Below are 24,629 nucleotides of genomic sequence, written 5' to 3'. Positions count from 1 at the left end.
TAAAAATGAGTAAATTTCACAGCCTGACCATCAAGGACGTGCGCGCCGAGACCCGTGACGCGGTGTCCATCGCCTTCGAGATTCCGCAGCACCTGCAAGACAGTTTTCACTTCACCCAGGGCCAGCACCTGGTGATGCGCACTCAGATGGACGGCGAAGAAGTGCGCCGTTCCTACTCGATCTGCACCGGGGTCAACGACGGTGAACTGCGCGTCGCCATCAAGCGCGTGGCGGGTGGACGTTTCTCGGCGTTCGCCAATGAGCAGTTGAAGGCCGGGCACAGCCTGGAGGTGATGCCGCCAGCCGGGCACTTTCATGTCGAACTCGACCCGACCCGCCATGGCAACTACCTGGCGGTCGCGGCGGGCAGCGGTATCACACCGATCCTGTCGATCATCAAGACCACCCTGCAAACCGAGCCGCACAGCCGTGTCACGCTGTTGTACGGCAACCGTTCCAGCTCCGGCGCGTTGTTTCGCGAGCAACTCGAAGACCTGAAAAACCGCTACTTGCAACGTTTGAATCTGATCTTTGTGTTCAGCCGCGAACAGCAGGATGTCGACCTGTACAACGGCCGGATCAACGCCGAGAAATGCGAGCAACTGTTCTCTCGCTGGCTCGACGTCAAAGCCCTCGACGCGGCCTTCATCTGCGGCCCGCAGGAAATGACCGAAACCGTGCGCGACAGCCTGAAAGCCAAAGGCATGCCGCCTGAGCGCATTCATTTCGAACTGTTTGCCGCCGCCGGTAGCCAACAAAAACGCGAAGCCCGCGAGGCGGCTCGGCAGGTTGATGCCGCCGTCAGCCAGATCACCGTCATCAGCGACGGCCGCGCCTTGGCCTTCGACCTGCCGCGCAACAGCCAGAGCATCCTCGACGCCGGCAACGCCCAGGGCGCCGAACTGCCTTACTCGTGCAAGGCCGGCGTGTGCTCGACCTGCAAATGCAAGGTCATCGAAGGCGAAGTGGAAATGGACAGCAACCACGCGCTGGAAGATTACGAAGTGGCCGCCGGCTATGTGCTGTCGTGCCAGGCGTTTCCGGTGAGCGACAAAGTGGTGCTCGATTTCGACCAGTTCTGATTACTCCACACCCACAAGGTCTACGCATTACTTGTGGGAGCGTGGCTTGCCCGCGATAAGGGCCGCAGGACCTTCTTTCAGCGTGAAACCGTAAACCCGCTTCACCCCACAACAAAAACAACAACAGAGAGCGCGCCATGTCACCCAAAGACGTAGAACTCATCCGCCAGAACCCTGACTTCATCCAGTTGGTACGCCGCAAACAGAACCTGTATTGGTCGCTGTCGCTGATCATGCTGGTGATCTATTTCGGCTTCGTCTTACTGGTGGCGTTCTCCCCCGCCACCCTCGGCCAATCCCTCAGTGGCGGGGTGACCACTGTAGGTATGTTGGTGGGTGTGGTGATCGTGGTGCTGGCCTTCGCACTGACCGGTTTCTACGTCTATCGCGCCAACAACGTGATCGATCCGCTCAACGAAAAGCTGAAACAGGAGTGCGCCCGATGAGCCGGTTCCTGGCGTTATTCCTGCTGCCTCTGGCCTTCGTCGCTGACTTTGCGGCAGCGGCCGACGGCGCGTCCCGCCCGCTGAACTGGAACGCGATCGGCATGTTCCTGGTGTTCGTGCTGTTCACCCTTGGTGTGACGCGCTGGGCCGCGTTGCGTACCCGCTCCGCCAGCGATTTCTACACCGCTGGCGGTGGCATGACCGGTTTTCAGAACGGTCTGGCGATTGCCGGCGACATGATCTCCGCGGCGTCCTTTCTGGGCATCTCGGCGATGATGTTCCTCAATGGCTATGACGGCTTGCTCTACGCGTTGGGCGTACTGGCGGGCTGGCCGATCATTCTGTTCCTGATCGCCGAACGCCTGCGCAACCTCGGTAAATACACCTTTGCCGACGTGGTTTCCTATCGCCTGGAACAAACTCCGGTGCGCCTGACCTCGGCCTTCGGCACCCTGACCGTGGCCCTCATGTACCTGGTGGCGCAGATGGTCGGCGCCGGCAAGCTGATTGAATTGTTGTTCGGCATCGATTACCTCTACGCGGTCATGCTGGTCGGCGTGTTGATGGTGTTCTACGTGACCTTCGGCGGCATGCTCGCCACCACGTGGGTGCAGATCATCAAGGCTGTGATGCTGCTGTTCGGCACCACGTTCATGGCGTTCATGGTGCTCAAGCATTTCGGTTTCAGCACCGAAGCAATGTTCGCCGGCGCCACTGCCGTGCACGCCAAGGGCAACGCGATCATGGCGCCCGGCGGTTTGTTGTCGAACCCGATCGATGCAATTTCGCTGGGTCTGGGCATGATGTTTGGCACCGCCGGCCTGCCGCACATCCTGATGCGCTTCTTCACCGTCAGCGATGCCAAGGAAGCGCGTAAAAGTGTGTTCTACGCCACCGGATTTATCGGCTACTTCTACTTGCTGCTGATCATCGTCGGCTTCGGCGCGATTGTCATGGTCGGCACCGATCCAGCGTTCCGTGACGCCAACGGCGCGATCATCGGCGGCGGCAACATGATCGCCGTGCACCTGGCCCAGGCCGTGGGCGGCAACCTGTTCCTCGGGTTCATTTCGGCGGTCGCCTTCGCCACCATTCTCGCGGTGGTTGCCGGGTTGGCGTTGTCCGGTGCCTCGGCGGTGTCCCACGATTTGTATGCCTGTGTGATGCGCAAAGGTCAGGCCAGCGAGAAACAGGAAATTCGGGTCTCGCGGATTGCCACGCTGTGCATCGGTGTCCTGGCGATCATCCTCGGCCTGTTATTTGAATCGCAAAACATTGCCTTCTTGTCCGGCCTGGTACTGGCCATCGCCGCGTCGGTGAATTTCCCGGTGCTGTTCCTCTCGATGTACTGGAAAGGCCTGACCACTCGCGGTGCGGTGACCGGCAGTCTGGCAGGACTGACCTCAGCGATTGTCCTGCTGGTGTTGAGCCCGGCGGTGTGGGTCAACGTGCTGCATCACGACAAGGCGCTGTTCCCCTACTCCAACCCAGCGTTGTTCTCCATGAGCCTGGCGTTCTTCAGCGCCTGGTTTTTTTCGGTCACCGACACCTCACCCCGCGCAGCCCTTGAGCGTGGCCGTTATCTGGCGCAGTTCATCCGTTCGATGACCGGCATCGGTGCCTCCGGTGCCAGCAAGCACTAACCAACGACGATCCGATGGCAGGGAATAAAAATAATGAAGCCCGCACGTACCGCACCTTACGAATCACTGTTTTCGTTAACCGCCGCATTGAGTCTGCCCCTGATCGCACCCTGCGCCATGGCCGACTTCATCGACGACAGCAAGGCCCGTATTGAAATGCGCACCCACTACATCAATCGCGATTTCCGTCAGGACAACGCGCCGCAGTCCAAGGCTGAAGAATGGGCGCAGGGATTCACCGCGCGCATCGAGTCCGGGTTCACCGACGGTACATTCGGCTTCGGTCTCGACGCGCTTGGGGAGTTGGGGCTGAAACTCGACTCCAGCCCGGATCGCCGTGGCACCGGGCTGCTGCCCTTTGGCCCGAACAGCCATGAGCCGGCTGACGAGTTCAGCCAACTGGGGCTGACCGGCAAGCTGCGCGTATCCAAGAGCGTGTTCAAGCTCGGCACCCTGCAACCCTTGCTGCCGGTGGCGACCTACAACGACACCCGTCTGCTGGGGTCGACCTTTGAAGGCGGCTTGCTCACCAGCCAGGAGATCAGTGGCCTGACGGTCAATGCCGGGCGCCTGACCAAGGCCAACCTGCGGAATTCCTCCAGCAACGATGACATCGGCTATGGAACCGCCAGCAGCGATCACTTCGACTTCGCCGGCGGCAGCTACGCCTTCAGCCCGCAACTGAACCTGAGCTATTACTACGGCAAGCTTGATCAAATTTATCGTCAGCAGTTCGTCGGGCTGGTGCATACCCAGCCGCTCGGCAACGGTTTCAACCTGCGCAGCGACGTGCGCTATTTCGATAGCCGTGGGGATGGCGCAGAGCGCGCTGGGCGCATCGACAACCGTAACTTCAACAGCATGTTTACCGTGTCCCACGGAGCCCACAAGGTCAGTGCCACGTACCAGCAGTTGTCCGGCGACAGCGCCTTTCCGTTCCTCAACGGCGGCGATCCGTACGTGGTCAACCTGGTGACCTACAACACCTACACCCGCGCCGACGAGGACTCCTGGCAGCTGCGTTACGACTATGATTTCGCGGCGCAAGGCATCCCCGGCTTGACCTTCATGACGCGTTACACCGACGGTAGCCACGTTAAATCCGGCAGCGTCGACAACGGCCGTGAGCGGGAACGCGACACCGACATCAGTTACGTCATCCAGAGCGGCGTGCTCAAGGACGTCAGCCTGCGCTGGCGCAACGTGACCTTCCGTTCCGGCAATGGCTTGAGTACCGCCATCGATGAAAACCGGCTGATCGTCGGTTACACCGTGGCGCTTTGGTAATCCCTGAAGGGCGTGGCTACAGCCGCGCCCGCACTTTTCATAACCTGGAGGAATCGTGATGCCTCACGCCCCTACCCTGCAAAGTTTCATCGCCGGTCGCTGGATCGGCCAACACGGTGCCCAGGTGCTGCGCAGCGCCATCGATGGCCACGAGATTGCGCGCACTCACGAAGAGCGTCCGGACTTCGCCGAAGCCATTGAGCATGGTCGTCGCCAAGGCGTCAGCGCGCTGATGGCGCTGGATTTCCAACAACGGGCCCAGCGTCTCAAGGCACTGGCCTTGTACCTGAGCGAACGCAAAGAACAGCTCTACGCTATCTCGCACCACAGCGGCGCCACCCGTGCCGACAGCTGGATCGACATCGAAGGCGGCAACAGCACGCTGTTCACCTACGCCGGCCTCGGTTCCCGCGAACTGCCGTCGGGCAATATCGTCCACGAAGGCCCGGCGATGCCGCTGAGCAAACTCGGCACCTTCGCCGGCACGCACATTCTGGTGCCCCGTGGTGGCCTGGCGGTGCACATCAACGCCTTCAACTTCCCGATCTGGGGCATGCTGGAAAAGTTCGCACCGAGCTTTCTCGCCGGCATGCCGTGCATCGTCAAACCGGCCAGCGCTACCAGCTACCTGACCGAAGCCGTGGTGCGCCTGATGGACGAATCCGGTTTGCTGCCCACAGGCAGTTTGCAGTTGATCATCGGCAGCACCGGTGATCTGCTAGATCGCCTGCAAGGCCAGGACGTAGTGACCTTCACCGGCTCGGCCGACACCGCCGCCAAGCTGCGAGTCAATCCGAACCTGATCCGTAATTCGGTGCCGTTCAACGCCGAGGCCGACTCGCTGAACTGCGCGATCCTCGCCCCGGACGTGACGCCGGACGACGAAGAGTTCGAGCTGTTCATCAAGGAAGTCGCCCGGGAAATGACCACCAAGGCCGGGCAGAAATGCACGGCCATCCGCCGCGCCATCGTTCCGGCCAAGCACATCGATGCGGTGGCGACCCGCCTGCGGGATCGCTTGGCGAAAGTCGTGGTTGGCGACCCATCGGTGGAAGGTGTGCGCATGGGTGCGCTGGCCTCTCACGATCAACAGAAAGACGTGGCTGAGCGTCTTGAAAGCCTGTTGCAGAGCAGTGACCTGTTGTTCGGCGCCCGTGACGGTTTCGCACCTCGTGGCGAAAACGTCAGCCAGGGCGCGTTCTTTGCGCCGACGTTGCTGCAGTCGCGCGACCCGCACGCCGAGGGCGGTGCTCACGATATCGAAGCGTTCGGCCCGGTCAGCACCCTGATGGCCTACGACGATCTGGACGAAGCACTGGTCCTGGCCGCTCGCGGCAAAGGCAGCCTGGTGGCCAGTTTGATCACCAAAGATCCGCAGATCGCCGCCAAGGCAATCCCGGTAGCGGCTGCCTGGCACGGCCGTTTGCTGGTGCTGGACCGCGAATCCGCCGCCGAATCCACCGGCCACGGTTCACCCCTGCCACAACTCAAACACGGCGGCCCGGGTCGTGCCGGCGGCGGTGAAGAACTCGGAGGTCTACGCGCCGTGAAGCACTACCTGCAACGTGCGGCGGTGCAAGGCTCGCCGACCATGTTGGCGGCGGTCACCGGCGAATACGTGCGTGGCGCCAAGGTCATCGAAACCGAAGTGCATCCGTTCCGCCGGTTCTTCCAGGACCTGCAGATCGGCGAATCGCTGCTGACTCACCGTCGCACCGTGACCGAAGCCGATCTGGTGAACTTCGGCTGCCTGTCCGGCGATCACTTCTACATGCACTTCGACGACATCGCCGCCAAGGAGTCGCAATTCGGCAAACGCATCGCCCACGGTTACTTCGTGCTGTCGGCGGCGGCCGGCCTGTTCGTGTCCCCGGCGCCGGGCCCGGTCCTGGCCAACTATGGCCTGGATACTTTGCGCTTCATCACCCCGGTGGGCATCGGCGACACCATCCAGGCGCGCCTGACCTGCAAACGCAAAATCGACCAGGGCAAAAAGAGCCCGCAAGGCATTCCGCAAGGCGTGGTGGCCTGGGATGTGGAAGTGACCAATCAGTTGGGAGAACTGGTAGCCAGTTACGACATTTTGACCCTGGTAGTGAAGCGCGAGGAGTAATCCGACTCAAAAGCCTTGAACGGCCAAGCCCGCTTCTCAGGACCCGCACAGGGGATGTCTCAAAGCGGGCGTGTCAAAAGGCCGGGGCCAATACCAAACCTTGAAAATAGGGGTGGTTTGGGAACGCATGAACCAAAAAAATTCCCAATCCGAACCCCATCAACGACAAAGCCCTGAATAATCAGGGCTTTGTCGCATAAAAATGGCGGGGCTATAGCCACCAATTTATCGTCCAATGAACTCCAGCAAAGTCCAACGCTCTCCGAGATAAATATGAGTCTAGCCCTAAGCGATCTCAGAATTTTCTTTCAATAACTCAATAAATGGCAGGATGTGTTTGTTGAAGATTCTTGATATTTGCGAGAGCGTGCTCTGGTGACCCTCCTTCAGGCTCTGCCTGCGAAACTCGACCCACTGCTTGTACACCGCCTCGAGAGCATGATTTGCCGCAAAACTGACAGCACGGCAATGCGGTTTACGATGCTCTTCGGAATACTAGAGAGCGCTGGACGCCGGTGTTTTGCGTCACAATTGTTGACGCCGACGCCGCATCCCCCACGTGCTGACGCAAAACTGACCCATATCCAAATTTACACAAATCCAGCCAAGGCAACGGTTTGCGAGGAACAGACTGGGTCAGTGACATCTCAGCACCCAGTTACTGGCCCCCAACTACACCGATTTAGATGACCCGCGGCCAATCTTCGACTGGATGCAGATCATCCGTAAACGCGGCATCGTTTACGTCGGCCTGGATGCGCTGACCGATGCCGAGGTGGCCGCCGCCGTGGGCAACTCCATGTTCGCCGACTTGGTCTCGGTCGCCGGACACATCTACAAACACGGCATCGACCATGGCCTGCCCCAATCGGGTGACAACAGTGACATGCTGCCGATCAACCTCCACGCCGATGAGTTCAACGAGTTGATGGGTGATGAATTCATCCCGCTGATCAATAAGGGCGGTGGTGCCGGTATCCAGGTAACCGCCTACACCCAGACCCTCAGCGACATCGAAGCGCGAATCGGTAACCGCGCCAAGGCCGGCCAGGTGATCGGCAATTTCAACACCCTGCAGATGCTCCGCGTGCGCGAAACCGCCACCGCTGAACTGCTCACCCAGCAGTTGCCCAAGGTCAATGTGCTGACCAAAACCCTGGTGTCGGGCGCCACCGACACCTCTGATCCAGAGGCCAACACGGACTTCACTTCATCCTCGCAGGATCGCGTCAGTAGCACCAGTGTGCCGCTAATCGAGCCAGCGCATATCGTCAGTTTGCCCAAGGGACAAATGTTCTCCTTCCAGGCCGGTGGCCAGCTCTGGAAAGTGCGCATGCCTTTGCCAAAACCCTCCAACGACGATGCCATGCCCAAGGACCTGCAGGACCTCACCCAGCGGATGCGGGCCACTTACAACGAACAGGCGGGCCAATGGTGGAGTGCGAGCGGTGGTAGCCCAACAACCAACTTCGATCTGGATCAGGTGGAATAGCCCTCCCCCACCACAGGTTTCAATTCAGCAGGAAACGATCCAGAAGACGTATTGCCCACATCAACTCTGCAGCGCGCAGTGGAGTGAACAATGGCGACTTCTGCCCAGAACACGCCGCCACAACCGATCCAGCGCCCGGGATTGATCATCTCAGGAATCAGCCTAGTCCTGCGCATCATCAGCGTGTTGATCGCCTCGTTGCTGTTCTCGATCCTGATCGAGTTCGCCGGTCTCCTGCTGTTCTGGGGTGATCAGGGCTGGCAGCATAGTCAGGCCATGCTGAGCAGCGAACTGGACTGGCTCAGTGAGCACTTCAAATCGTCACTCATCCTCCAACAACCCGGGCCAACCATCGTCCAGTGGCTGGATTTCCTTAATCAGTGGTTGCTGGTCAAGACTGGCTTTGCGGATGTTGCCCAGTTGGCGCGGGTGTCTAGCCAGGGCAACGGCTTCTGGAGTTGGACCAATCAGCTCTACGTGAGCATTGAGGATTTCGTGCTGGCCGCGGTGTATGTGACCTTTACCTTCGTGGTGCGCTTGACCATTCTGGTCCTGTCCACACCACTATTTTTGTTGGCTTCGTTCACCGGTTTTGTCGATGGCTTGATGCGCCGCGACCTACGCAAGTTTGGCGCTGGGCGAGAAAGCAGCTTTGTCTATCACCGCGCTAAACGAGCAGTGATACCACTGCTGATTGTGCCGTGGATCATTTATCTATCCCTGCCCTTTTCGATCATTCCAATGGCGATATTTCTGCCTTGCTCCGTGATGCTTGGGGTAACTATGGCAATCACGGCGGCGACGTTCAAAAAATATATCTGAGTGCGATACGAGTGCTAATTTTTTCATTACAGTCGATATCATGACGCCCACTCACTACCACTACCACTACCACTACCACTGCCGCATCTGTAACCAACGAGGCATTGACTATACGAGGAGCGTGGTGCTCCGATCCCGACTTCGCACGTGCGGCTTTACTGAATGCGTCTGTGCTCATGCGGACGAAATCAACGAGGCGCGAACCAAGTCAAGTCAAGTCAAAGAACTTATGCCCCCACTCGGGCCAAACCGTGCCAGTCGTCGGAGAAGCATTAATCTCCGCGAATGTACCGTTCAAGTTGCAGTATTAGGTCAGCTTGCTCGGTAATGGCTGTCTTTACCAGATCGCCAATCGACAGTAAGCCAAGCAGTTTTTCGTTCTCTACAACCGGCAGATGACGAAGGTGACTATCGGTCATAATACCCATGCACGCCTCAATGCTCTGACGAGAGTCCACCGTTACCACTGGCGAACTCATAATAACCCTAACGGGCGTACCTGCCGAGGAGCGCCCCTGTAGCACCATCTTTCGCGCGTAGTCTCGTTCACTGATAACGCCGATTACGATCCCGTTCTCTACGACAGGTAGAGCGCCAACGTTCCGTTCAGCCATAATCCTAACCGCCTCAAGCACCATTTGTTCCGGTGCAACGGTATGAACCTTTTGATTATGTTCTGCTTTTAAAAAAAGTACCTGCGCAACCGTTTTCACAATGATTCTCTCTTATTTTTCTTGAATGCGAACGCCCTCTGCCGGGCGCTTAGCCCGCAAAGACCACGACAGCCAACAAAACACGTGTAAATCAAAAGAAGAAAATTTTTAAATCAGTTTAACCTTGACGCACCTGCTTCGAAAAACCTGGCATTGAACCCATCGTCTGCGATCAATGCTTGCGACTTCGCTCAACCGTCTTCGATGGCACTTCCAAAAATAATTTTTTGTAATCGGATGAGAAGCGACCCAAGTGATTAAATCCCCAGCGCATCGCCACCGCAGTAATGTTTTCATTGTGGCCTCCTTCCAGCAGTGCCTGTCTTACCGCTTCAAGCCGAAAACGCTTCAAGTACAAAGTTGGCGTGATATCAAAGTACTTCTTGAAGTCATCATATAGTTTGAAGCGAGACACTCCAACCGCCCGACCGACCTCGTCCAAATCGACTTCATCGCTAGCATGCTCATGTATAAGCCGCTTGGCTTTCAACAAGTACTCAGGACACCGAGCTTGCGAGAGGCCAACCAACTCGCTTGAATAATTATTTGGCTGCGACAAAATAAAACCCTTTATCAATGCTTTTTCAATATCACGAGCCACGGATACATAACCCAATAAGTTACGCGCCTGATCCATCTCCACAAGCAGGTACTTGACAAACCGCCACCATGCTGCAGGAGCTCCCTGATTTGTACTTACCTGCGTCTCGAAGACTATGGGTTGTTGCGTGGGTCGCTGTAGTAACTCCTCCAACACCTGACGCATTGCTGCACACTTAATTGCGACCTGAATCTTGCGGCAATCACCGGCAATAGAAAGCTCTTGCCGATCATAAGGCGAAACGATTAGTCCATTATCGCTATCGGACATCAGCAATCCATTTGATTTCCGGAGTTCCTGTTGACCACTGATAGGAAGACTGATGCTGTAGCTGTTGAGTTCCGAGGCATCAATATCGATAGTGACATCGGTACCATATTCGATATACCCAATCACCGTAGACATCGACTTCAAAACGTTTCCGGCATGTTGAAAATGAATACGTTGTGGACACGAGGCCTTGAGCTCGTGGGGGCCGCAAATGTTCGCCATCCAGGCCTGCGCACTCTGCAGGTCATGACGTACCGCATGGATGTCTTGAAATTCAACATCGGTTCCCGCATGAGTTTGCAGATTCATCGCAGCACCACAGTGGTTACAGATTAACTGCAACCGTACTTCCAAGGCCTCAGGATCGCTATCCGCATAATGCAAAAATGATCAAAAAAACGCACAAATAAACCTTGTCTATTCATCCTCACGAAAAGCCAGCTCCGCCCCTCAGAAACGGATAGATATCGCCTCAAATGCGGATAGTTGCACCGCACAGAAAGGCATTCAATCGGGGTGAGCCTAAAACTACAAAAAGGGTGTACCTGATGAACAGCGCTAAAAGCATTACTCAGTGGCAGGAATACATTCAGGGTTGCCTGGATTTTCGGCCAGCCGAAGGTATTTACCGCGTCGCCCGTGACATGTTCACCGAGCCGGAACTGTTCGACCTGGAGATGGAACTGATCTTCGAGAAGAACTGGATCTACGCCTGCCACGAGAGTGAAATCGCCAATCCCAATGACTTTCTGACGATGCGTGCAGGTCGTCAGCCGATGATCATCACCCGCGACGGCAACAACCAGTTCCACGCGCTGATCAACGCTTGTCAGCATCGGGGCGCGACCCTGACACGCGTCAGTAAAGGGAACCAGTCCACCTTCACCTGCCCGTTCCATGCCTGGTGTTACAAAAGTGATGGTCGCCTGGTCAAGGTCAAGGCCCCGGGGGAGTATCCGGAAGGTTTCGACAAGGCCACCCGCGGCCTGAAGAAAGCCCGGATCGAGAGCTACAAGGGCTTCGTCTTCATTAGCCTGGACGTCAACGGCAGCGACTCGCTGGAAGACTACCTCGGCGATGCAAAAGTGTTCTTCGACATGATGGTCGCGCAGTCTCCCACTGGAGAGTTGGAAATACTGCCCGGCAAGTCGACGTATAGCTACGACGGAAATTGGAAACTGCAGCACGAAAACGGTCTGGACGGTTATCACGTCAGCACTGTGCACTACAACTACGTCTCCACGGTGCAACATCGCCAGCAAGTCAATGCCGCCAATGGCGGCGTGTCCGACACATTGGACTACAGCAAACTGGGCGCCGGCGATGCAGAAACCGACGACGGCTGGTTCTCGTTCAAGAATGGCCACAGCCTGTTGTTCAGCGACATGCCCAATCCATCGGTGCGCGCCGGTTATGCCACGGTCATGCCGCGCCTGATCGAGGAATACGGCCAGCAGCAGGCCGAGTGGATGATGCACCGCCTGCGCAACCTCAACATCTATCCAAGCCTGTTCTTTATGGATCAAATCAGCTCACAGCTGCGTATCGTGCGCCCGGTGGCCTGGAACAAGACAGAGATCACCAGCCAGTGCATCGGCGTCAAGGGTGAATCCGACGCCGACCGGGAAAACCGGATTCGCCAGTTCGAGGATTTCTTCAACGTTTCAGGCATGGGAACCCCGGACGACCTGGTTGAGTTTCGCGAAGCCCAGCGCGGATTCCAGGCGCGCCTCGAGCGCTGGAACGAAGTGTCTCGCGGCAGTGAAAAATGGGTCGAAGGTCCCACACCTAACAGCGAGGTTCTGGGTATCAGCCCGGTACTGACCGGCACCGAGTTCACCCATGAAGGGCTTTACATCAATCAGCACGGATCCTGGCAGCGCTTCCTTTTGCAAGGCCTGGAACAAAAAGCCCTGAAGTTGAAGGAGGTGTGAAATGACCGCACTACAGTATTCCGTCGAACAATTTCTCTACCGCAAAGCCGAGCTGTGTGATCAACAGAACTGGGACGCCTATATCGCCTTGTTTGATGAGCAGAGTGAATTCCACCTGCCGCAATGGGAGTCAGAGCATGTGTACACCACCGACCCCAAGCGCGGCATGTCGCTGATTTACTACTCGAACCGCTCCGGCCTGGAAGATCGCGTGTTTCGTTTGCGCACCGGTAAGTCGGCGGCTTCAACGCCGATGCCGCGCACCTTGCATCAAATCAGCAATGTGCGCATCAACGAGCTCGATAACGGACTACTTGAAGTCAAGGCAGCATGGGTCACGCTCTTCACACGACAAGGGTTGTCCGAGCAGTTCTACGGCCATGTGACCTACCACCTCAAACCCGTCGCGGACAGCTGGAAGATCACTCGCAAGCACATCGTATTGCTCAACGACACCATCAACTCAGTGCTTGATTTCTATCACCTGTGAGCTGAGGAGCACGCTGTCATGAATCATAAAGTCGCTTTCAGCTTCGCCGACGGCAAGACCTCGTTCTTCGAGGTCAAGCCAAACGAGTTGCTGCTCGACGCCGCGCTACGTAATGGCGTAAACATCCCCCTGGACTGTCGCGAAGGTGTTTGCGGGACCTGCCAGGGGCGCTGCGAATCAGGCCAATACACTCAAGATTACGTCGATGACGAGGCCCTTTCCGAACAGGACCTGGCGCAACGCAAGATGCTCTCTTGCCAGACCCGCGTGCAATCGGATGCCTCGTTCTACTTCGACTTCGATTCGAGCTTGTGCAACGCTGGGGCCACTCAGTTATTGCAAGCGGTGATAACTGGTGTAGAGCAGGTTTCGGCCACCACGGCGATCCTTCATCTAGATGCTTGCTCCCACTCCCAGCAATTGGACTTTCTTCCGGGGCAATACGCTCGACTGCATGTACCTGGCACCGATGAGTGGCGCTCCTACTCATTTGCCAACCGACCCAACCCCAATAACCAGCTTCAGTTTCTCATCAGGCTGTTGCCTGATGGGGTGATGAGCAACTTCATCCGCGAGCATTGCCGCCCCGGAGAAATGCTCGAATTCGAGGCGCCTTTGGGTAGCTTTTATCTACGTCAGGTCAGTAAGCCTCTCGTCCTGGTGGCAGGAGGAACCGGCCTATCGGCCTTCCTCGGAATGCTGGATACCATTGCCGAAAAAGGTGGTTGCGGACACCCGATCCAACTGTTCTATGGCGTCACGCAGGATAATGACCTCTGCGAAACTCAACGCCTGGCTGATTATCGCGACAGAATCGCGAACTTCGATTATCACTTGGTAGTGTCGAAGCCATCAGAACACTGGAAAGGTAAAACCGGCTGGATTCCTGATCACTTCGACCGCCAGTCGTTCGAAGCCAATCCATTCGACATTTACCTGTGCGGTCCCCCGCCGATGGTCGAAGCGATTAAAACCTGGTTCAGCGATCAGAAGATTGAGCGGTTCCAGATGTATTACGAAAAATTCATCGAGAGCAATTCCAAGCACTGAGGTTGCATGAGGAATATCTGGTGCAGACCAGATATTCCTGTGCTTTTTTCATCATCCGCCGACGCTACTGATCAATGCCCCAGCGTCGAACTCTCAGCGATCAAAACGATCTGCCAAATGCCGTAGCGCTTTGGCTTGAGCGAGCAGATCCTCACCAATCCGCTGACCGTCCAATGCCTTATCAACGCTTTGCGTCGACAGCTCGGACACTTGCATAACCTGTTGCGACAAGCTCTCGACCACTTGGGATTGTTGCTCCATGGCGGATGCGATCTGCATGCTCATGCCAGATATCTGGGTCAGTGAAAAACTCACTCCAACCAAATTGCCTTGGACTGATTCCACCTCACACGTACTGTTTCGCGCGAACTCCCGCCCCTCCTTGGTCAGTTGTACGGTGCGTTCTGTGGCATTACGCAGTTGCAATAACAGCGGTTGGATCTGCTGTGTTGCTTCCTGCGTCCGAGTTGCCAGTTGCCGTACCTCGTCGGCAACGACACTGAACCCCCTGCCCGCTTCGCCGGCGCGAGCTGCCTCAATAGCCGCGTTCAGAGCCAGTAGATTAGTTTGTCCGGCAATCGAACTGATGATGTTGGTAATAGCGCCAATGGACTCGGTAGAGCTGGCCAGTTGTTGAACCGCCAGTGCAATATCCCCAACTGATGCACTGAGCTGCTGCATCGCATCGAGGCTTTTGCCGGACAATTGTTCGCCATGATTGGCAAGCCGGGCAGCTTCCTGAGTGGCCAGATTGGTAGCCTGAACATTGCTGGCAACTTCCTGAATGGTGGCGCCCAATTCGCTTAGGGCGGTCACCGACAAGTCGGTTTCATCGCGTTGACGTTCGAGGCGCAGGGTTTCGCCCTGGATCAACTGGGCAAGCTCGACCACCCGCTGCTCTACGACGCCCCCGGTCGTCCCTATTCGTGATAATGCGCTTTGCAGACGACGTTCTTCGGCAACGAGGGCCATCTCCATCAACGCTGCAACACCTGGCGCGCTGCTGTAAATTTTCGCGGTCAATCGATCGGCAAACGCTTTGGGATGCGCCACAAAAACCTGCTTGACGGCTCGGGTCTGCCGCCAATCCTGAATACCCGCCATAACGAGCGATCCAGCAACAATGAAAGCGCTCTGGGCCATATGGGAGTTCAGTTGCCAAAGGCCTGCCGACAACAGTAATCCGAGCGGCAGGCTCGGTAATGCAACGCCCACCAGTTGATGGATATGAGAACTCCACTGCAGAGCGCCGCCTCCAGATTTCAATCGTGAGTAGAGCTTTTCTGCACGCTCACATTGCGCTTGCGAGGGTGAGCTATAGACAGCCCCATATGCCTGAACACCATCATCGCCGAACACTGGTTTTATGTAGACGTTCAACCAGTACGTTGAACCGTCCTTGCGCCTGTTCTTCAAAAGTCCCATCCAGGGTTTTCTCTGTTGCAGCGCGTTCCACAGGCTACTGAAAATATGTGCAGGCATATCAGGGTGCTTCAGAAGACTGCTTGACTGTTGCAACAGCTCCTTACTCGTATACCCGCTAAGTTTGATAAACGCTTCGCTACTGTGCGTAATGCGCCCCAGCAAGTCGGTACGACATATCAGAACAACATTATCAGAAGAAGTAGGAGATGCAGACATGGCTGAAGGTCCCAAAAAGGAAAAAAAAGCCCGCCCCCTAGGGGCAGGCAGAAGACCAAAGTAATCGAAGCTATGGAGCACAATAACTATGGCAGTCTTAAAAGTGATGGACATACCGCACTTGCACACGACTACCTTCAGGACGATTCTCGACGTCTTGTTCGAAGTACGCATTCACAAACACATGATCCTCTTTGGAAAAGCTGTACATCGCCCCAGGCCCGATAGCCCATACCTTTTCGCGGCGGCCGGAAACCTCATGACCGTCAACTTTGGTATCGGTGATTTGCTTTAGCCAATAGCCATTGATACCCAAACGCAGCTGCGGCGTCACCGCATACTCGGTAGCAAAGTTTGCGTGTAAAGCCTGGCCGGCTTGCATATCGTCGGCGCCACCAAACCCTGGCCCCGGATCATCGTTCTTGCCACTGTAAAGATAGTGAGCACGGACTGACGCCGTCCATTTTGGAGTAAACCAGTAAGTGGCCGCCCAATAGGGGTCAAACGACCAAGCGTTGGCACCCGGGTTGATGTCATGCTTACTGTCGTATTTGCCAGTCGGCACGTTCACCTGCAACTCAATGCGGTGCGCGAAACGCGGTCCATCGGGCCCCATGATTGGATCAAACTGAATCATCGGGCCCAAAAGCAGATCGCCTACGCCACTTTGAGCCTTCAGCGCCGCGTTATTGAGTCCGTCATCAACATCCATGCTCGTTACAAAAGGAAGCACGGCATTCATGCCCAGCGTCGCGTTGCCCAAGCGAAGGTCGGAAAAATAGCTGACCTGTGTCACCGCGACCTGATAATCCAGCTCCTGCTTGGGCAAGCCCAGCGATTTGCCATTTTGATCCCGAAAACGATTGGCACTGTAATTCTGGAAGTATTCCTGAAAGTACCACCCCGCCCCCGCTGGCGGCGCGCCATCGAGAAAAGTTGTTAAACCCAGATTGACGACTGGCAGGTCATACGCCTGCGCGGTTTCAATTCCCAAGAGGCCAGTGCCCAACACACATACCGATAGCAGTTTTCTTTTTATTTTCATGACGCTCTCCACTTGCAGCAAGGCTAAAGGCAGAGTAGTTGAACGTAGCAACCGGCGCGTAAAGTCCATCCGTTAACACATAACGCTGAACCCTCGCCGCACAAGCCACAGCATCAACAAATCTCGATACCTATAGAATGTTCAGCAGGTATTTGTGTTTTTACAGCCACTTTTTTTCGTTGTGCGGCTGAGCTGATCATGATCACCCCATCTCTTTCTGACTATCCGCCAACTGCAGGGGCTATCCGCTATGCGCAAATAAAACCATTGGATTATTTGTTTAAGACGACAGATTCGCCTCCTCCATTTAAAATTCAAAGCGGGTTGTAAAGCAGGCTTCGGCCTCATTAAAATAAACGACATTAGAGTCTTTCAGCTAATTATCCGAGAGAGCGAATAAGTTAATATGAATAGCCCTGGAAAAATTGCACTTGTAACGGGTGCCGGACAGAGTATCGGGCGGGGTATCGCTCTCCGCCTGGCCAAGGAGGGGGCTGATATAGTGTTGGTCGATAAGGACGCAGCGCCGCTGAAGGATACGTCAGACGAGATCACAGCAATAGGTCGTCGCGTGTCAATTTTCTTGACCGATATCACCCGACAGGAACAACTTCGGGACGCAGTCGACCATGCGGAAAAAACATTCGGAAACTTCGACATCATGGTCAACAACCCTGTCTTCGAAAGAGAGCACGCAGACGCTGATATTGGCTATGAAGAAGTCGAGCGACTGATCAGTCACAGTATTCAAAGCACACTTTGGGGTATTCAGGCCGCGGCGGATAAATTTCGTCAGCGAAACCAAAAAGGCACGATCATCAACGTATCGTCCAGCGCAGGGCATGAAAACCCGGCTTTGGTGGATATTCTCACCGCGTCGAAAATGGCTGTACGTGCGCTGACTCAGGCCGCATCCAAAGAACTTGCCCCGGCCGGGGTCATGGTCACTCTGCAATGTTTCGGAACCATCATTCCTGCGGCAAGATACGTGTCATAGCAGTAGGCGTACTTCGCCGCTCGAAAAGAACGGCGAAGCTCAAAGGCTCCTGACTTATCGACTCAACCCAGGATGGTGCGCAGCCACTCGATACTGCCCGCCGTGAAACACCAGCGGCTCCCCTGCGCCGTGGCGGTAGTGTTCGATTTGTCCAAGGAATATCAAATGGTCACCGCCCTCATACTGAGTGACATTGCGGCAGACCAGCGTGGCAATCACGCCATCGAGCAGAGGCACCCCGGACTCTCCGGCCTTGAAGGCCACACCCGAAAACTTGTCTGGCGCAGGTCGTGCAAAACGTCCGGAAATATCGTGCTGATCAGCGCCCAGGACGTTGATCGCAAAATGCTCACACGACAGGTAGTCCGGCAGACTCGGCGCGTTGCGGGCAATACTCCAAAGCACCAGTGGCGGATCGAGTGAAACCGACGAAAAGGAGTTGGCAGTCATGCCAACATTGCGTCCATCGGTCGTGCGCGTAGTGATTACGGTCACCCCAGTGGCAAACTGCCCGAGCAGATTGCGCAGTTCGCGCGGATCGCAGTCCTGCGCGTTGACCAAATCATGCTGGATGGATTCTGCGGTAAATGCATTCATGATGAACTCCTGGCTCGATGGCGGCTCAAGCGGCCTGACGAGTCTTTTCCTGAATAAAGGCTTGGCAAGACTGGGCGTCGAACCACCAAGGTGCAAAGTTGCGTGGATCATCGAAGCCATTGGCGATAGCCGATGCCAGAGGTTTTGACTGGCTGGCGGCACCGAGCAGTTCAAGCAGGTGTTGAGGTGGTGGCGTCAGCATGGTGTTGGTCCACTTGACCACATGCTGCGCATAGCTCCAGTACTGCTCGAACGTGTCGTGCATCCAGTCAGGGCCAAAGTCTTGCGCGCCACGAGCGATAATCGCATCCAGGTAAACCTTGCTGCACTTGGCCGCATTGTTCGAACCTTGGCCGGTAATCGGGTCATTGACTACAAGAGCATCGGCCATGCCAAAGACCTTGCGGCCAGATGGCAGCGTCAATACCGGTTTGCGTACCATCGGCGTGAATCTGCCGGACAAGAAACCCTTGTCATCAGTCATTTCCACGGAGCGACAGCGTTCGGCTTCCCAAGGAACGTAACGATTGATAAGTTCAAGACTTTTTTCGAGATGTTGCTCGGCAGATGTAATCCCCTGCCAGCAGTCCATTGGCCCGCCCGGAATTCCTTCGAAGACCATGATTTCGCAAGGTCCGGTAGTCGTCAGGCAAGGGAACACAAAGTATTCGCCTACACCTGGAATCAAGTTGAAACTGACTCGGGAAAACGGCGACATCGGTGTCATGCCCTTCACATAGGTCAATGACAGCGCCCGTTGTGGTTGCTGAAACTGAGTCCGTTCGGCATCTTTTTCGAACAGATTGACGATCTCACCTTTACCCGCAGCAAGCAGTACAAGGTCATGGCTCGTCGACAATTGCTCCAGTTCGGCCACACCTACATCCTGGATAATGACCTCGCCGCCACGCTTCGCGACCTCGTTCAGCCATACCGGCATTTTCAGGCGCTGATCGACCGATTGAGCATAGCGATCCAGTCGAGTACTCCAGCTGAACAGTGGCTCATTCGGGTTCTCTGGGTTAGGCACTGCCAGGCCAATACCTTCAACAGCCGGGCATTGGTCTTCCCAGAAGTTCAGCCCCAGATCACGCTCACTTTGCAGCGCGGCGTTGAACATGCATTGGCTGGACATCACTTTGCCGTTGCGAATGTCCTCGCCATTGCGATTAGTGGTCAGGGTCACGTGGTAGCCCTTGGCGAGCAGGCCTAGAGCGAGTTGCAGGCCGGCTTGGCCGGCTCCGACGATGGCGATTCGACGCATTGTTATTCTCCTGGTTATCGACGGTTACAGGTGCAGCATTCGGCAGTCGCCGAACTAGGTTTCTTGTTAGGGTTCTGTCTTATTCGGCAAGCCGTGGTATCGCCGGCAGGTTCTGTTCCGGCCCCATGACCGAGTAGCCTCCATCGACGGCGTAATCCGCGCCCGTCACGAAGCTGGCGGCGGGTGAACACAAGAACGCCACCACGTTGGCCACCTCGCAAGGTTCTCCCAGGCGCCCCAACAGGTGATAAGAAGCGGCGACTGCATCAGCCTTTTCACGGTTACCGCCACTGACTTCGGCGATCACTCGCGACCAGGTCCAACCAGGCGATACCGAATTGACGCGGATACCGTCAGCGGCCAAGTCCATGGCCATGCAGCGAGTCAGCTGCACCATGGCGGCCTTCGAGACCGGATAAAGCCAGCGCCCTGTCTGGGCGCACTTGGCCGAGATAGAAGCAAAATTCACAATTGCACCACGTCGCGCCTTGAGGTCCTGATGCACCGCTTGAGTCAAAGCCACTGCAGAAACCAGATTCACATCAAGTGCGTGTAACCAATCCTGGCGGCTTGAGGCAAAGCCTTGGTCGCTGTAAGTGCAGGCCAGATTGATCAGTAGGTCGACGCCGCCGAAACGTGCACGCACCTCTTCGACCGCATGCGCAATAAGTTCGTCATCCGTCACATCGAGGTGAAAAAATGCAGCTCGCTCACCGAGCTCGACCGCCGCCTTGAGACCCGCTTCACGATCGATATCAAACAGCGCAACGCTAGCCCCTGCGTCCAACAACGCTCGAGCCACGGCGGAGCCAATCAGGGTCGCGCCGCCACTAATCACGGCGACCTTATTCTGTAGATGAGACATGGTTATCTCCTTAAACCGGCTTGTCGGCGCTGGAGGCCCAACTCGGCATCAACGTATTGGAAGGCAGCGTTTCATCGAGCAGTTTTTGCGCCGTCACCACACCCGCCACTGGCAGCCCTGTCGGGTCAAGCAGGCCGATCTGAACCAGCACGCTGGCCTGATCCCAGTAGATATGTTCGTGATAAAGCTTGGGACCGCGAAACTTGACTACGCCCAGCATCGGGATCTCGACATGGCGCCCGGTCGGTGCTACTCCGGGAAGCATCCAGTCGATCTCCGAGTCATGGGTAAAGCTCATGATGAATTCATCAACGATCTGTGACGCACCCACCGTGCGTGACAGTGGTGTCAGCGCCATGTCCTTGGGATTGCCATGGACGAAGTGATGCTGGTAGAAGCGGCTCAACTCTTTTGCACCCACACCACCCGTCATGGTCGGGATGTGATTGACGTAAGGCTCGGCGACCATAGTGGCCATGGTCGCAGGTACGTCCCGGGTATCGAACTCGTGACGCACGTGCTCATCCCAGAGATCAGAAAGGTTGTAGTCTGGTCCTAGAACCCGACGCAATGCAGCAACAGTCCGTTCGTGAGCCAACAGTGCCGACGGTTTGTGATAGTGATGACCGTTTGGGCGAGCAAAGGCGTGATCAACCCCTGGGTAAACGTAGAGTTCGACGCCTGGCTTATCGTGCAGGACCTTCTGGATCGCGGACCGAGCTTCGGCGGGGCAGAACTGATCCTGTTCGGCCATATGGAGCACCAGACGACCCTGCAGTCCTTCAGCTTCCGACAAGGCGTTTTCAATACCCACGCCGTAGTAACCGACGGCACAAGCCACCTCAGGCAACCGGCAGGCCGCCAGGTAAGCCAACTTGCCGCCCAGGCAGTAGCCGACAACCCCCAGGTCACCCGGTTTACATTGAGGTAAGGTCTCCAAGGCATTCAGACTGGCGCGAATGTCATCAATGCCAAGTGCCTCGTCGAACCCCTGGTAGAGCTCATAGGCACGACCAAAGTCTGCCTCGGTATAACCTAACTCGACACCAGGCTCCTGGCGCCAGTAAAGGTCCGGCACCAGCACGGTGTACCCTTCCTCGGCCAACAGGTCGGCGACTTCACGCATAGCCTGGTTAACGCCAAAGATTTCCTGACAGAGCACCACGCCCGGCCCGCGACCATCGACAGAGGTCGCCAGGTAAGCCTGGAAGTGACTGCCGGACGCAACCGGCACGCTGACATACTGGCCTTTCATATCGAGTCTCCAATGGTTCAGGAACGTTGGAGATGATATTGGGCACCTTCAGCGGTGCCGACTATCCGCTGAATGCGATGCCTATCCGTGACATGCGGGAAGTTATCAGGAGTAGCAGGACCGATGCGCGGAATGAAATAAAGCTGTGTGAGAGCCTAAAGATAAACAGAGCGAGATATGTTGCAGAGAGTCGCCTTTCCTCCTCGATATGCTCGACGAAAAAAAGAAAAAGGGTGGTCGATTCCTACATGAATCGAATGAATACGCTGCTCAGCGTAATAATCGATCTGAAGGGCGAAAGCGAAGCACTAAACGATGGCGGCGCGCTGAAACAGTCCCGGCAGGGTTTGCAGAAGCAGCCGCAGCGCTGCGAAAGGATGAACCGCAAAATTTCGTACCTGGTCACTGCGACTCTCGCCGTAAAGGCACCAATTGCAGAAATGTTCGCAGTTGTTGGTCAACAGTCGGTATTGATTTTCTCCCACCCGAGAGAGGGCTCGCCGGACCACTTCTTCTCGTTCGAATCTGACCTGTTGGGTACTCCGGACCCAGACCGGTTTCCCCGAGGCAAACTGTTGCAATGCAAGCACTTCTACAGGACCTGCGTGTAAGCCTGCACAAAGGCCGGAGTAGTGAACGACTTGAGATGCTCCCAGGTAGATCCCGTGATGGTAATAACCATTTCGTGAGGTGACGAGATGGCTCCCCACGGGTACCTCTGCGTCAGCTTCCCAATGCCAGTCATACCATTGGCGGGTAGGAAGTTCCTCTGCTGGAGAGAATTTAAGGGAGATGTTCATCAAGCTTCGCCTTACCAAAATTGTGGAGGAGTGCCCCCCAAAATGATCTGGACGGCGCTCCCACCTCAGTTAATTCAGAAGCGTTGATAAGATATTGAACATCTGCCCCGAGAGGGACTATCCGCTGGGCGCTAAATCTGTCCACGGCATGCAGAAAGGTTTCGGATTTGACTACCGGGATTTTCAGATCGGCACCGAGAGTCGGCGAGGCAGCAGAACTTCGCGACTGACTCGCAAACCCTGGTTGCCCATCCTTAAAAAACACGACACAGCCAACAAAAATAACGTTGGACACCTAATATTCACGGGGGGGATTCTAGGAGCGAATAAATCATGTTCAGGAACTGCCCGAACAACCGAACGCCCTATGGCATGCCCATTGCTTGAGCAGGTAGAAAGCCCCGATGAGGGCACAAAAAGAAACGGACATGCCACGGGTTATCCGGTTAACGCAGCGACTATCCTTATCCTGCAAAACCTCGGTAACACTATTGTGCGCAATGCCTTGAAATCGTGCATGTAAGTGAGGCGACCATGAGCCTGAATCTCATTCTGGAGGGTTGCGGCAGTCTCTTTGACAGAGCTTCGCTGTTCACCCCTAAAAATCAGTTGTTTCTTCTCAATGACCTGGATGCCATTCGCGACGGTGTCAGCAGCGTCTTCAAAAAACACGAACTGCGCTGTATCCAGGAAACCGACCGCATCAGCGCGCGTATGCATCATGTCAGTCGTGGGCGCATGTCCCTGAACCGCCTGGAATATGGGGCCCGGGTAAACATCGATCCCGGTCGCCTTGAAGATTTCTTTTTGATCCAGGTCCCCATCAGCGGAAAGGCGCGCATCATTTGTGGCGGGCACGACTTCATCTCTTCCCCCAACAAGGCCTCCCTGATTTCACCGAACCTGCCGTTATCGATGTGCTGGGATGCCAATGCGCCCCAACTGGCACTTCGAATCGAACGTAGCGAGGTTGAGTACCATTGCGCTCAGCACCTTGGACATGTGATGGACAGATCACTGGAGTTTCATCCAGAACTCGATCTGACCACCCCAGGCGGAAGCTATTTCCTCCAGCTGATCGCCTTGCTGGCAGACGCGATCACATTGGACGAACATCCACTCCACCACGCCTTGGTGCTCAAGCAATTCGAGTCGGTTCTGATCAATGCATTGGTCTATGGCCAACCCAATAATCTGCAAGAACAACTGGAGTGCGCCAGTAAACCAAAAGCGCTCTTACCCTATTTCGTCAAAAGGACCGAGGAGTATATGCGGGCACATGCGAATGAACCCCTGAGCATAGAGCAATTGGCCGAGCACGCGGGGGTTAGCGTTCGCACATTATTTGCCGGCTTCCGGGATTTTTGCGACACCACTCCCATGGCATACCTGCGCAATCTGCGCCTGGAGCAGGTGCATCTTGAGTTGAGCAGTCAGAGTCTTGACGCGTCAGTGACCGACATAGCATTCAAATGGGGCTTTGCCCATTTAGGACGGTTTGCCCAAGAATATAAAAGACGTTTTGGCGAGGCTCCTTCAACCACACTCAGATTCCGAAGCTGAACTCAGAGATCACAGTGCACGGTCCGTGGCCACCATCAAAGTTGTCGAGTATTGCATGAGCTGGCGGGTCTTGGATCTTCTCTCTGGAAAGTCGGTTGTGGCGATAGCGTCATCAATGAAGCTGATTGAGTGCGGAATCTCCCTATTGTCCCAACCATTGTCCAAAAGATCGAAGGGCCACATAGCTGTGAGTAAATACCTCCTGGACATCCTCAGAAAAAGCGATTCATCAGACCTCAGGTTTCTTACTGAATGATTTGACCTCTAACTTGATTCTGCTCCCATATCCATATGGGCCAGCATCATGCCAACTACCCTTTCTCGCTGCTTGTTACTGATCTCGCTGACTATTGTCCATGGCAGCAGCGCCGCATCAACTTATGAGCAATTGCAGCTCAGCCTGATCCAACAGCAGCTCGACACTATCCAAAGCCTAACGATACGAGCCGAATTAGGCAGTACCTCTAAACCAAACGAACGCTATCGATTCGACTATCGTAAGCGAACGGGCATTACAGGTTGCGCAACGGCAGCCAGTTATGCGGCAACAACTCGGCGACCTCACTGGCGCGCTGCGTCGGCAGCCGCATCAGCACATCCTTGAGATAAGCATACGGATCATGCCCGTTAAGCTTGGCCGATTGGATCAAACTCATCAG

At 55.8% G+C, this 24,629-nt stretch carries 21 protein-coding genes and 1 pseudogene; 12 read left to right on the top strand and 10 right to left on the bottom strand.

Going from position 1 to position 24,629, the window contains the following annotated elements; all coding sequences use genetic code 11:
* The first annotated feature begins 5 nt into the window (after window positions 1–5).
* The 7 genes and pseudogenes from paaE (at window position 6) to ACXPVS_RS11025 (ending at window position 8,885) form a co-directional block, all read left to right on the top strand.
* Window positions 6–1,082, top strand: coding sequence for a 1,2-phenylacetyl-CoA epoxidase subunit PaaE (gene paaE / locus ACXPVS_RS11055; protein WP_458509968.1), 1,077 nt, complete (start codon window positions 6–8; stop codon window positions 1,080–1,082).
* Window positions 1,083–1,219: 137 nt separating this feature from the next.
* A complete protein-coding gene (locus ACXPVS_RS11050; protein WP_128872699.1) occupies window positions 1,220–1,528 on the top strand; it encodes a DUF485 domain-containing protein in 309 nt (102 codons plus the stop codon).
* Complete coding sequence (locus ACXPVS_RS11045) at window positions 1,525–3,171, top strand: cation acetate symporter (RefSeq protein ID WP_458509967.1); 1,647 nt, start codon at window positions 1,525–1,527, stop codon at window positions 3,169–3,171. Before ACXPVS_RS11050 ends, ACXPVS_RS11045 begins: the two co-directional genes overlap by 4 nt.
* A gap of 33 nt (window positions 3,172–3,204) precedes the next feature.
* A complete protein-coding gene (locus ACXPVS_RS11040) occupies window positions 3,205–4,458 on the top strand; it encodes an OprD family porin (protein WP_458509966.1) in 1,254 nt (417 codons plus the stop codon).
* A gap of 58 nt (window positions 4,459–4,516) precedes the next feature.
* The gene (gene paaZ / locus ACXPVS_RS11035; protein ID WP_458509965.1) at window positions 4,517–6,571 is read left to right on the top strand and encodes a phenylacetic acid degradation bifunctional protein PaaZ; all 2,055 of its coding nucleotides are present in this window, start codon (window positions 4,517–4,519) and stop codon (window positions 6,569–6,571) included.
* 649 nt (window positions 6,572–7,220) lie between these two features.
* Window positions 7,221–8,063, top strand: a pseudogene (locus ACXPVS_RS11030) (TraM recognition domain-containing protein); the annotation flags it as partial.
* 90 nt (window positions 8,064–8,153) lie between these two features.
* On the top strand, window positions 8,154–8,885 hold the full coding sequence (locus tag ACXPVS_RS11025; protein WP_458509964.1) for a TIGR03747 family integrating conjugative element membrane protein: 732 nt from the start codon (window positions 8,154–8,156) through the stop codon (window positions 8,883–8,885).
* Between the two features lie 272 nt (window positions 8,886–9,157).
* Here the strand turns inward: ACXPVS_RS11025 and ACXPVS_RS11020 are convergent, their stop codons facing one another.
* Entirely contained in the window at window positions 9,158–9,598 is a 441-nt protein-coding gene (locus ACXPVS_RS11020) for a CBS domain-containing protein (RefSeq protein WP_458509963.1), read from the bottom strand.
* 172 nt (window positions 9,599–9,770) lie between these two features.
* On the bottom strand, window positions 9,771–10,778 hold the full coding sequence (locus tag ACXPVS_RS11015; protein ID WP_458509962.1) for an AraC family transcriptional regulator: 1,008 nt from the start codon (window positions 10,776–10,778) through the stop codon (window positions 9,771–9,773).
* Between the two features lie 239 nt (window positions 10,779–11,017).
* On the opposite strand from ACXPVS_RS11015, the gene antA reads away from it, so the two are divergent.
* Genes antA through antC form a run of 3 tightly spaced genes read left to right on the top strand, consistent with a single transcriptional unit; the run spans window position 11,018 to window position 13,943 of the window.
* Window positions 11,018–12,403 (top strand): anthranilate 1,2-dioxygenase large subunit, encoded by a 1,386-nt coding sequence (antA, locus tag ACXPVS_RS11010; protein ID WP_458509961.1) that lies wholly within the window; start codon window positions 11,018–11,020, stop codon window positions 12,401–12,403.
* A gap of 1 nt (window position 12,404) precedes the next feature.
* Window positions 12,405–12,893, top strand: coding sequence for an anthranilate 1,2-dioxygenase small subunit (gene antB / locus ACXPVS_RS11005; RefSeq protein WP_458509960.1), 489 nt, complete (start codon window positions 12,405–12,407; stop codon window positions 12,891–12,893).
* 18 nt (window positions 12,894–12,911) lie between these two features.
* A complete protein-coding gene (gene antC / locus ACXPVS_RS11000) occupies window positions 12,912–13,943 on the top strand; it encodes an anthranilate 1,2-dioxygenase electron transfer component AntC (RefSeq protein WP_458509959.1) in 1,032 nt (343 codons plus the stop codon).
* 93 nt (window positions 13,944–14,036) lie between these two features.
* Here the strand turns inward: antC and ACXPVS_RS10995 are convergent, their stop codons facing one another.
* Together ACXPVS_RS10995 and ACXPVS_RS10990 are read right to left on the bottom strand one after the other, a co-directional pair.
* Entirely contained in the window at window positions 14,037–15,584 is a 1,548-nt protein-coding gene (locus ACXPVS_RS10995; RefSeq protein ID WP_458509958.1) for a methyl-accepting chemotaxis protein, read from the bottom strand.
* Window positions 15,585–15,681: 97 nt separating this feature from the next.
* Window positions 15,682–16,629 (bottom strand): SphA family protein, encoded by a 948-nt coding sequence (locus ACXPVS_RS10990; RefSeq protein ID WP_458509957.1) that lies wholly within the window; start codon window positions 16,627–16,629, stop codon window positions 15,682–15,684.
* Between the two features lie 406 nt (window positions 16,630–17,035).
* On the opposite strand from ACXPVS_RS10990, the gene ACXPVS_RS10985 reads away from it, so the two are divergent.
* A complete protein-coding gene (locus tag ACXPVS_RS10985; protein ID WP_458509956.1) occupies window positions 17,036–17,626 on the top strand; it encodes an SDR family NAD(P)-dependent oxidoreductase in 591 nt (196 codons plus the stop codon).
* Between the two features lie 54 nt (window positions 17,627–17,680).
* Here ACXPVS_RS10985 and ACXPVS_RS10980 read toward each other — a convergent pair whose 3' ends face one another.
* The 5 genes from ACXPVS_RS10980 to ACXPVS_RS10960 form a co-directional block, all read right to left on the bottom strand.
* Window positions 17,681–18,223: a flavin reductase family protein gene (locus ACXPVS_RS10980; protein ID WP_140678260.1), complete on the bottom strand. Its 543-nt coding sequence runs from the start codon at window positions 18,221–18,223 to the stop codon at window positions 17,681–17,683.
* A gap of 25 nt (window positions 18,224–18,248) precedes the next feature.
* On the bottom strand, window positions 18,249–19,487 hold the full coding sequence (locus tag ACXPVS_RS10975; protein ID WP_140678258.1) for a styrene monooxygenase/indole monooxygenase family protein: 1,239 nt from the start codon (window positions 19,485–19,487) through the stop codon (window positions 18,249–18,251).
* 79 nt (window positions 19,488–19,566) lie between these two features.
* A complete protein-coding gene (locus tag ACXPVS_RS10970) occupies window positions 19,567–20,352 on the bottom strand; it encodes an SDR family oxidoreductase (protein WP_458509955.1) in 786 nt (261 codons plus the stop codon).
* Window positions 20,353–20,362: 10 nt separating this feature from the next.
* Window positions 20,363–21,607 (bottom strand): dienelactone hydrolase family protein, encoded by a 1,245-nt coding sequence (locus ACXPVS_RS10965; protein WP_140678256.1) that lies wholly within the window; start codon window positions 21,605–21,607, stop codon window positions 20,363–20,365.
* Between the two features lie 308 nt (window positions 21,608–21,915).
* On the bottom strand, window positions 21,916–22,407 hold the full coding sequence (locus ACXPVS_RS10960) for a lecithin retinol acyltransferase family protein (RefSeq protein ID WP_458509954.1): 492 nt from the start codon (window positions 22,405–22,407) through the stop codon (window positions 21,916–21,918).
* A 534-nt stretch (window positions 22,408–22,941) separates the two neighbouring features.
* Here ACXPVS_RS10960 and ACXPVS_RS10955 point away from each other — a divergent pair.
* On the top strand, window positions 22,942–23,970 hold the full coding sequence (locus ACXPVS_RS10955) for an AraC family transcriptional regulator (RefSeq protein WP_458509953.1): 1,029 nt from the start codon (window positions 22,942–22,944) through the stop codon (window positions 23,968–23,970).
* A gap of 512 nt (window positions 23,971–24,482) precedes the next feature.
* On the opposite strand, the gene ACXPVS_RS10950 is transcribed toward ACXPVS_RS10955, so the two are convergent.
* A partial coding sequence (locus ACXPVS_RS10950) for a transposase domain-containing protein (RefSeq protein WP_458510125.1) occupies window positions 24,483–24,629 on the bottom strand: 147 nt, incomplete at its 5' end.

The sequence above is a fragment of the Pseudomonas sp. Ma2-10 genome (genome assembly GCF_054330215.1).
This window is presented reverse-complemented; position numbering and strand designations above follow the sequence as displayed.

Bases quoted from the DNA above. Each gene is read 5' to 3' on its own strand.
- paaE (WP_458509968.1), top strand. From the start codon at position 6: ATGAGTAAATTTCACAGCCTGACCATCAAGGACGTGCGCGCCGAGACC.
- ACXPVS_RS11050 (WP_128872699.1), top strand. From the start codon at position 1,220: ATGTCACCCAAAGACGTAGAACTCATCCGCCAGAACCCTGACTTCATC.
- ACXPVS_RS11045 (WP_458509967.1), top strand. From the start codon at position 1,525: ATGAGCCGGTTCCTGGCGTTATTCCTGCTGCCTCTGGCCTTCGTCGCT.
- ACXPVS_RS11040 (WP_458509966.1), top strand. From the start codon at position 3,205: ATGAAGCCCGCACGTACCGCACCTTACGAATCACTGTTTTCGTTAACC.
- paaZ (WP_458509965.1), top strand. From the start codon at position 4,517: ATGCCTCACGCCCCTACCCTGCAAAGTTTCATCGCCGGTCGCTGGATC.
- ACXPVS_RS11025 (WP_458509964.1), top strand. From the start codon at position 8,154: ATGGCGACTTCTGCCCAGAACACGCCGCCACAACCGATCCAGCGCCCG.
- ACXPVS_RS11015 (WP_458509962.1), bottom strand. From the start codon at position 10,778: ATGAATCTGCAAACTCATGCGGGAACCGATGTTGAATTTCAAGACATC.
- antA (WP_458509961.1), top strand. From the start codon at position 11,018: ATGAACAGCGCTAAAAGCATTACTCAGTGGCAGGAATACATTCAGGGT.
- antB (WP_458509960.1), top strand. From the start codon at position 12,405: ATGACCGCACTACAGTATTCCGTCGAACAATTTCTCTACCGCAAAGCC.
- antC (WP_458509959.1), top strand. From the start codon at position 12,912: ATGAATCATAAAGTCGCTTTCAGCTTCGCCGACGGCAAGACCTCGTTC.
- ACXPVS_RS10995 (WP_458509958.1), bottom strand. From the start codon at position 15,584: ATGTCTGCATCTCCTACTTCTTCTGATAATGTTGTTCTGATATGTCGT.
- ACXPVS_RS10990 (WP_458509957.1), bottom strand. From the start codon at position 16,629: ATGAAAATAAAAAGAAAACTGCTATCGGTATGTGTGTTGGGCACTGGC.
- ACXPVS_RS10985 (WP_458509956.1), top strand. From the start codon at position 17,036: ATGAATAGCCCTGGAAAAATTGCACTTGTAACGGGTGCCGGACAGAGT.
- ACXPVS_RS10980 (WP_140678260.1), bottom strand. From the start codon at position 18,223: ATGAATGCATTTACCGCAGAATCCATCCAGCATGATTTGGTCAACGCG.
- ACXPVS_RS10975 (WP_140678258.1), bottom strand. From the start codon at position 19,487: ATGCGTCGAATCGCCATCGTCGGAGCCGGCCAAGCCGGCCTGCAACTC.
- ACXPVS_RS10970 (WP_458509955.1), bottom strand. From the start codon at position 20,352: ATGTCTCATCTACAGAATAAGGTCGCCGTGATTAGTGGCGGCGCGACC.
- ACXPVS_RS10965 (WP_140678256.1), bottom strand. From the start codon at position 21,607: ATGAAAGGCCAGTATGTCAGCGTGCCGGTTGCGTCCGGCAGTCACTTC.
- ACXPVS_RS10960 (WP_458509954.1), bottom strand. From the start codon at position 22,407: ATGAACATCTCCCTTAAATTCTCTCCAGCAGAGGAACTTCCTACCCGC.
- ACXPVS_RS10955 (WP_458509953.1), top strand. From the start codon at position 22,942: ATGAGCCTGAATCTCATTCTGGAGGGTTGCGGCAGTCTCTTTGACAGA.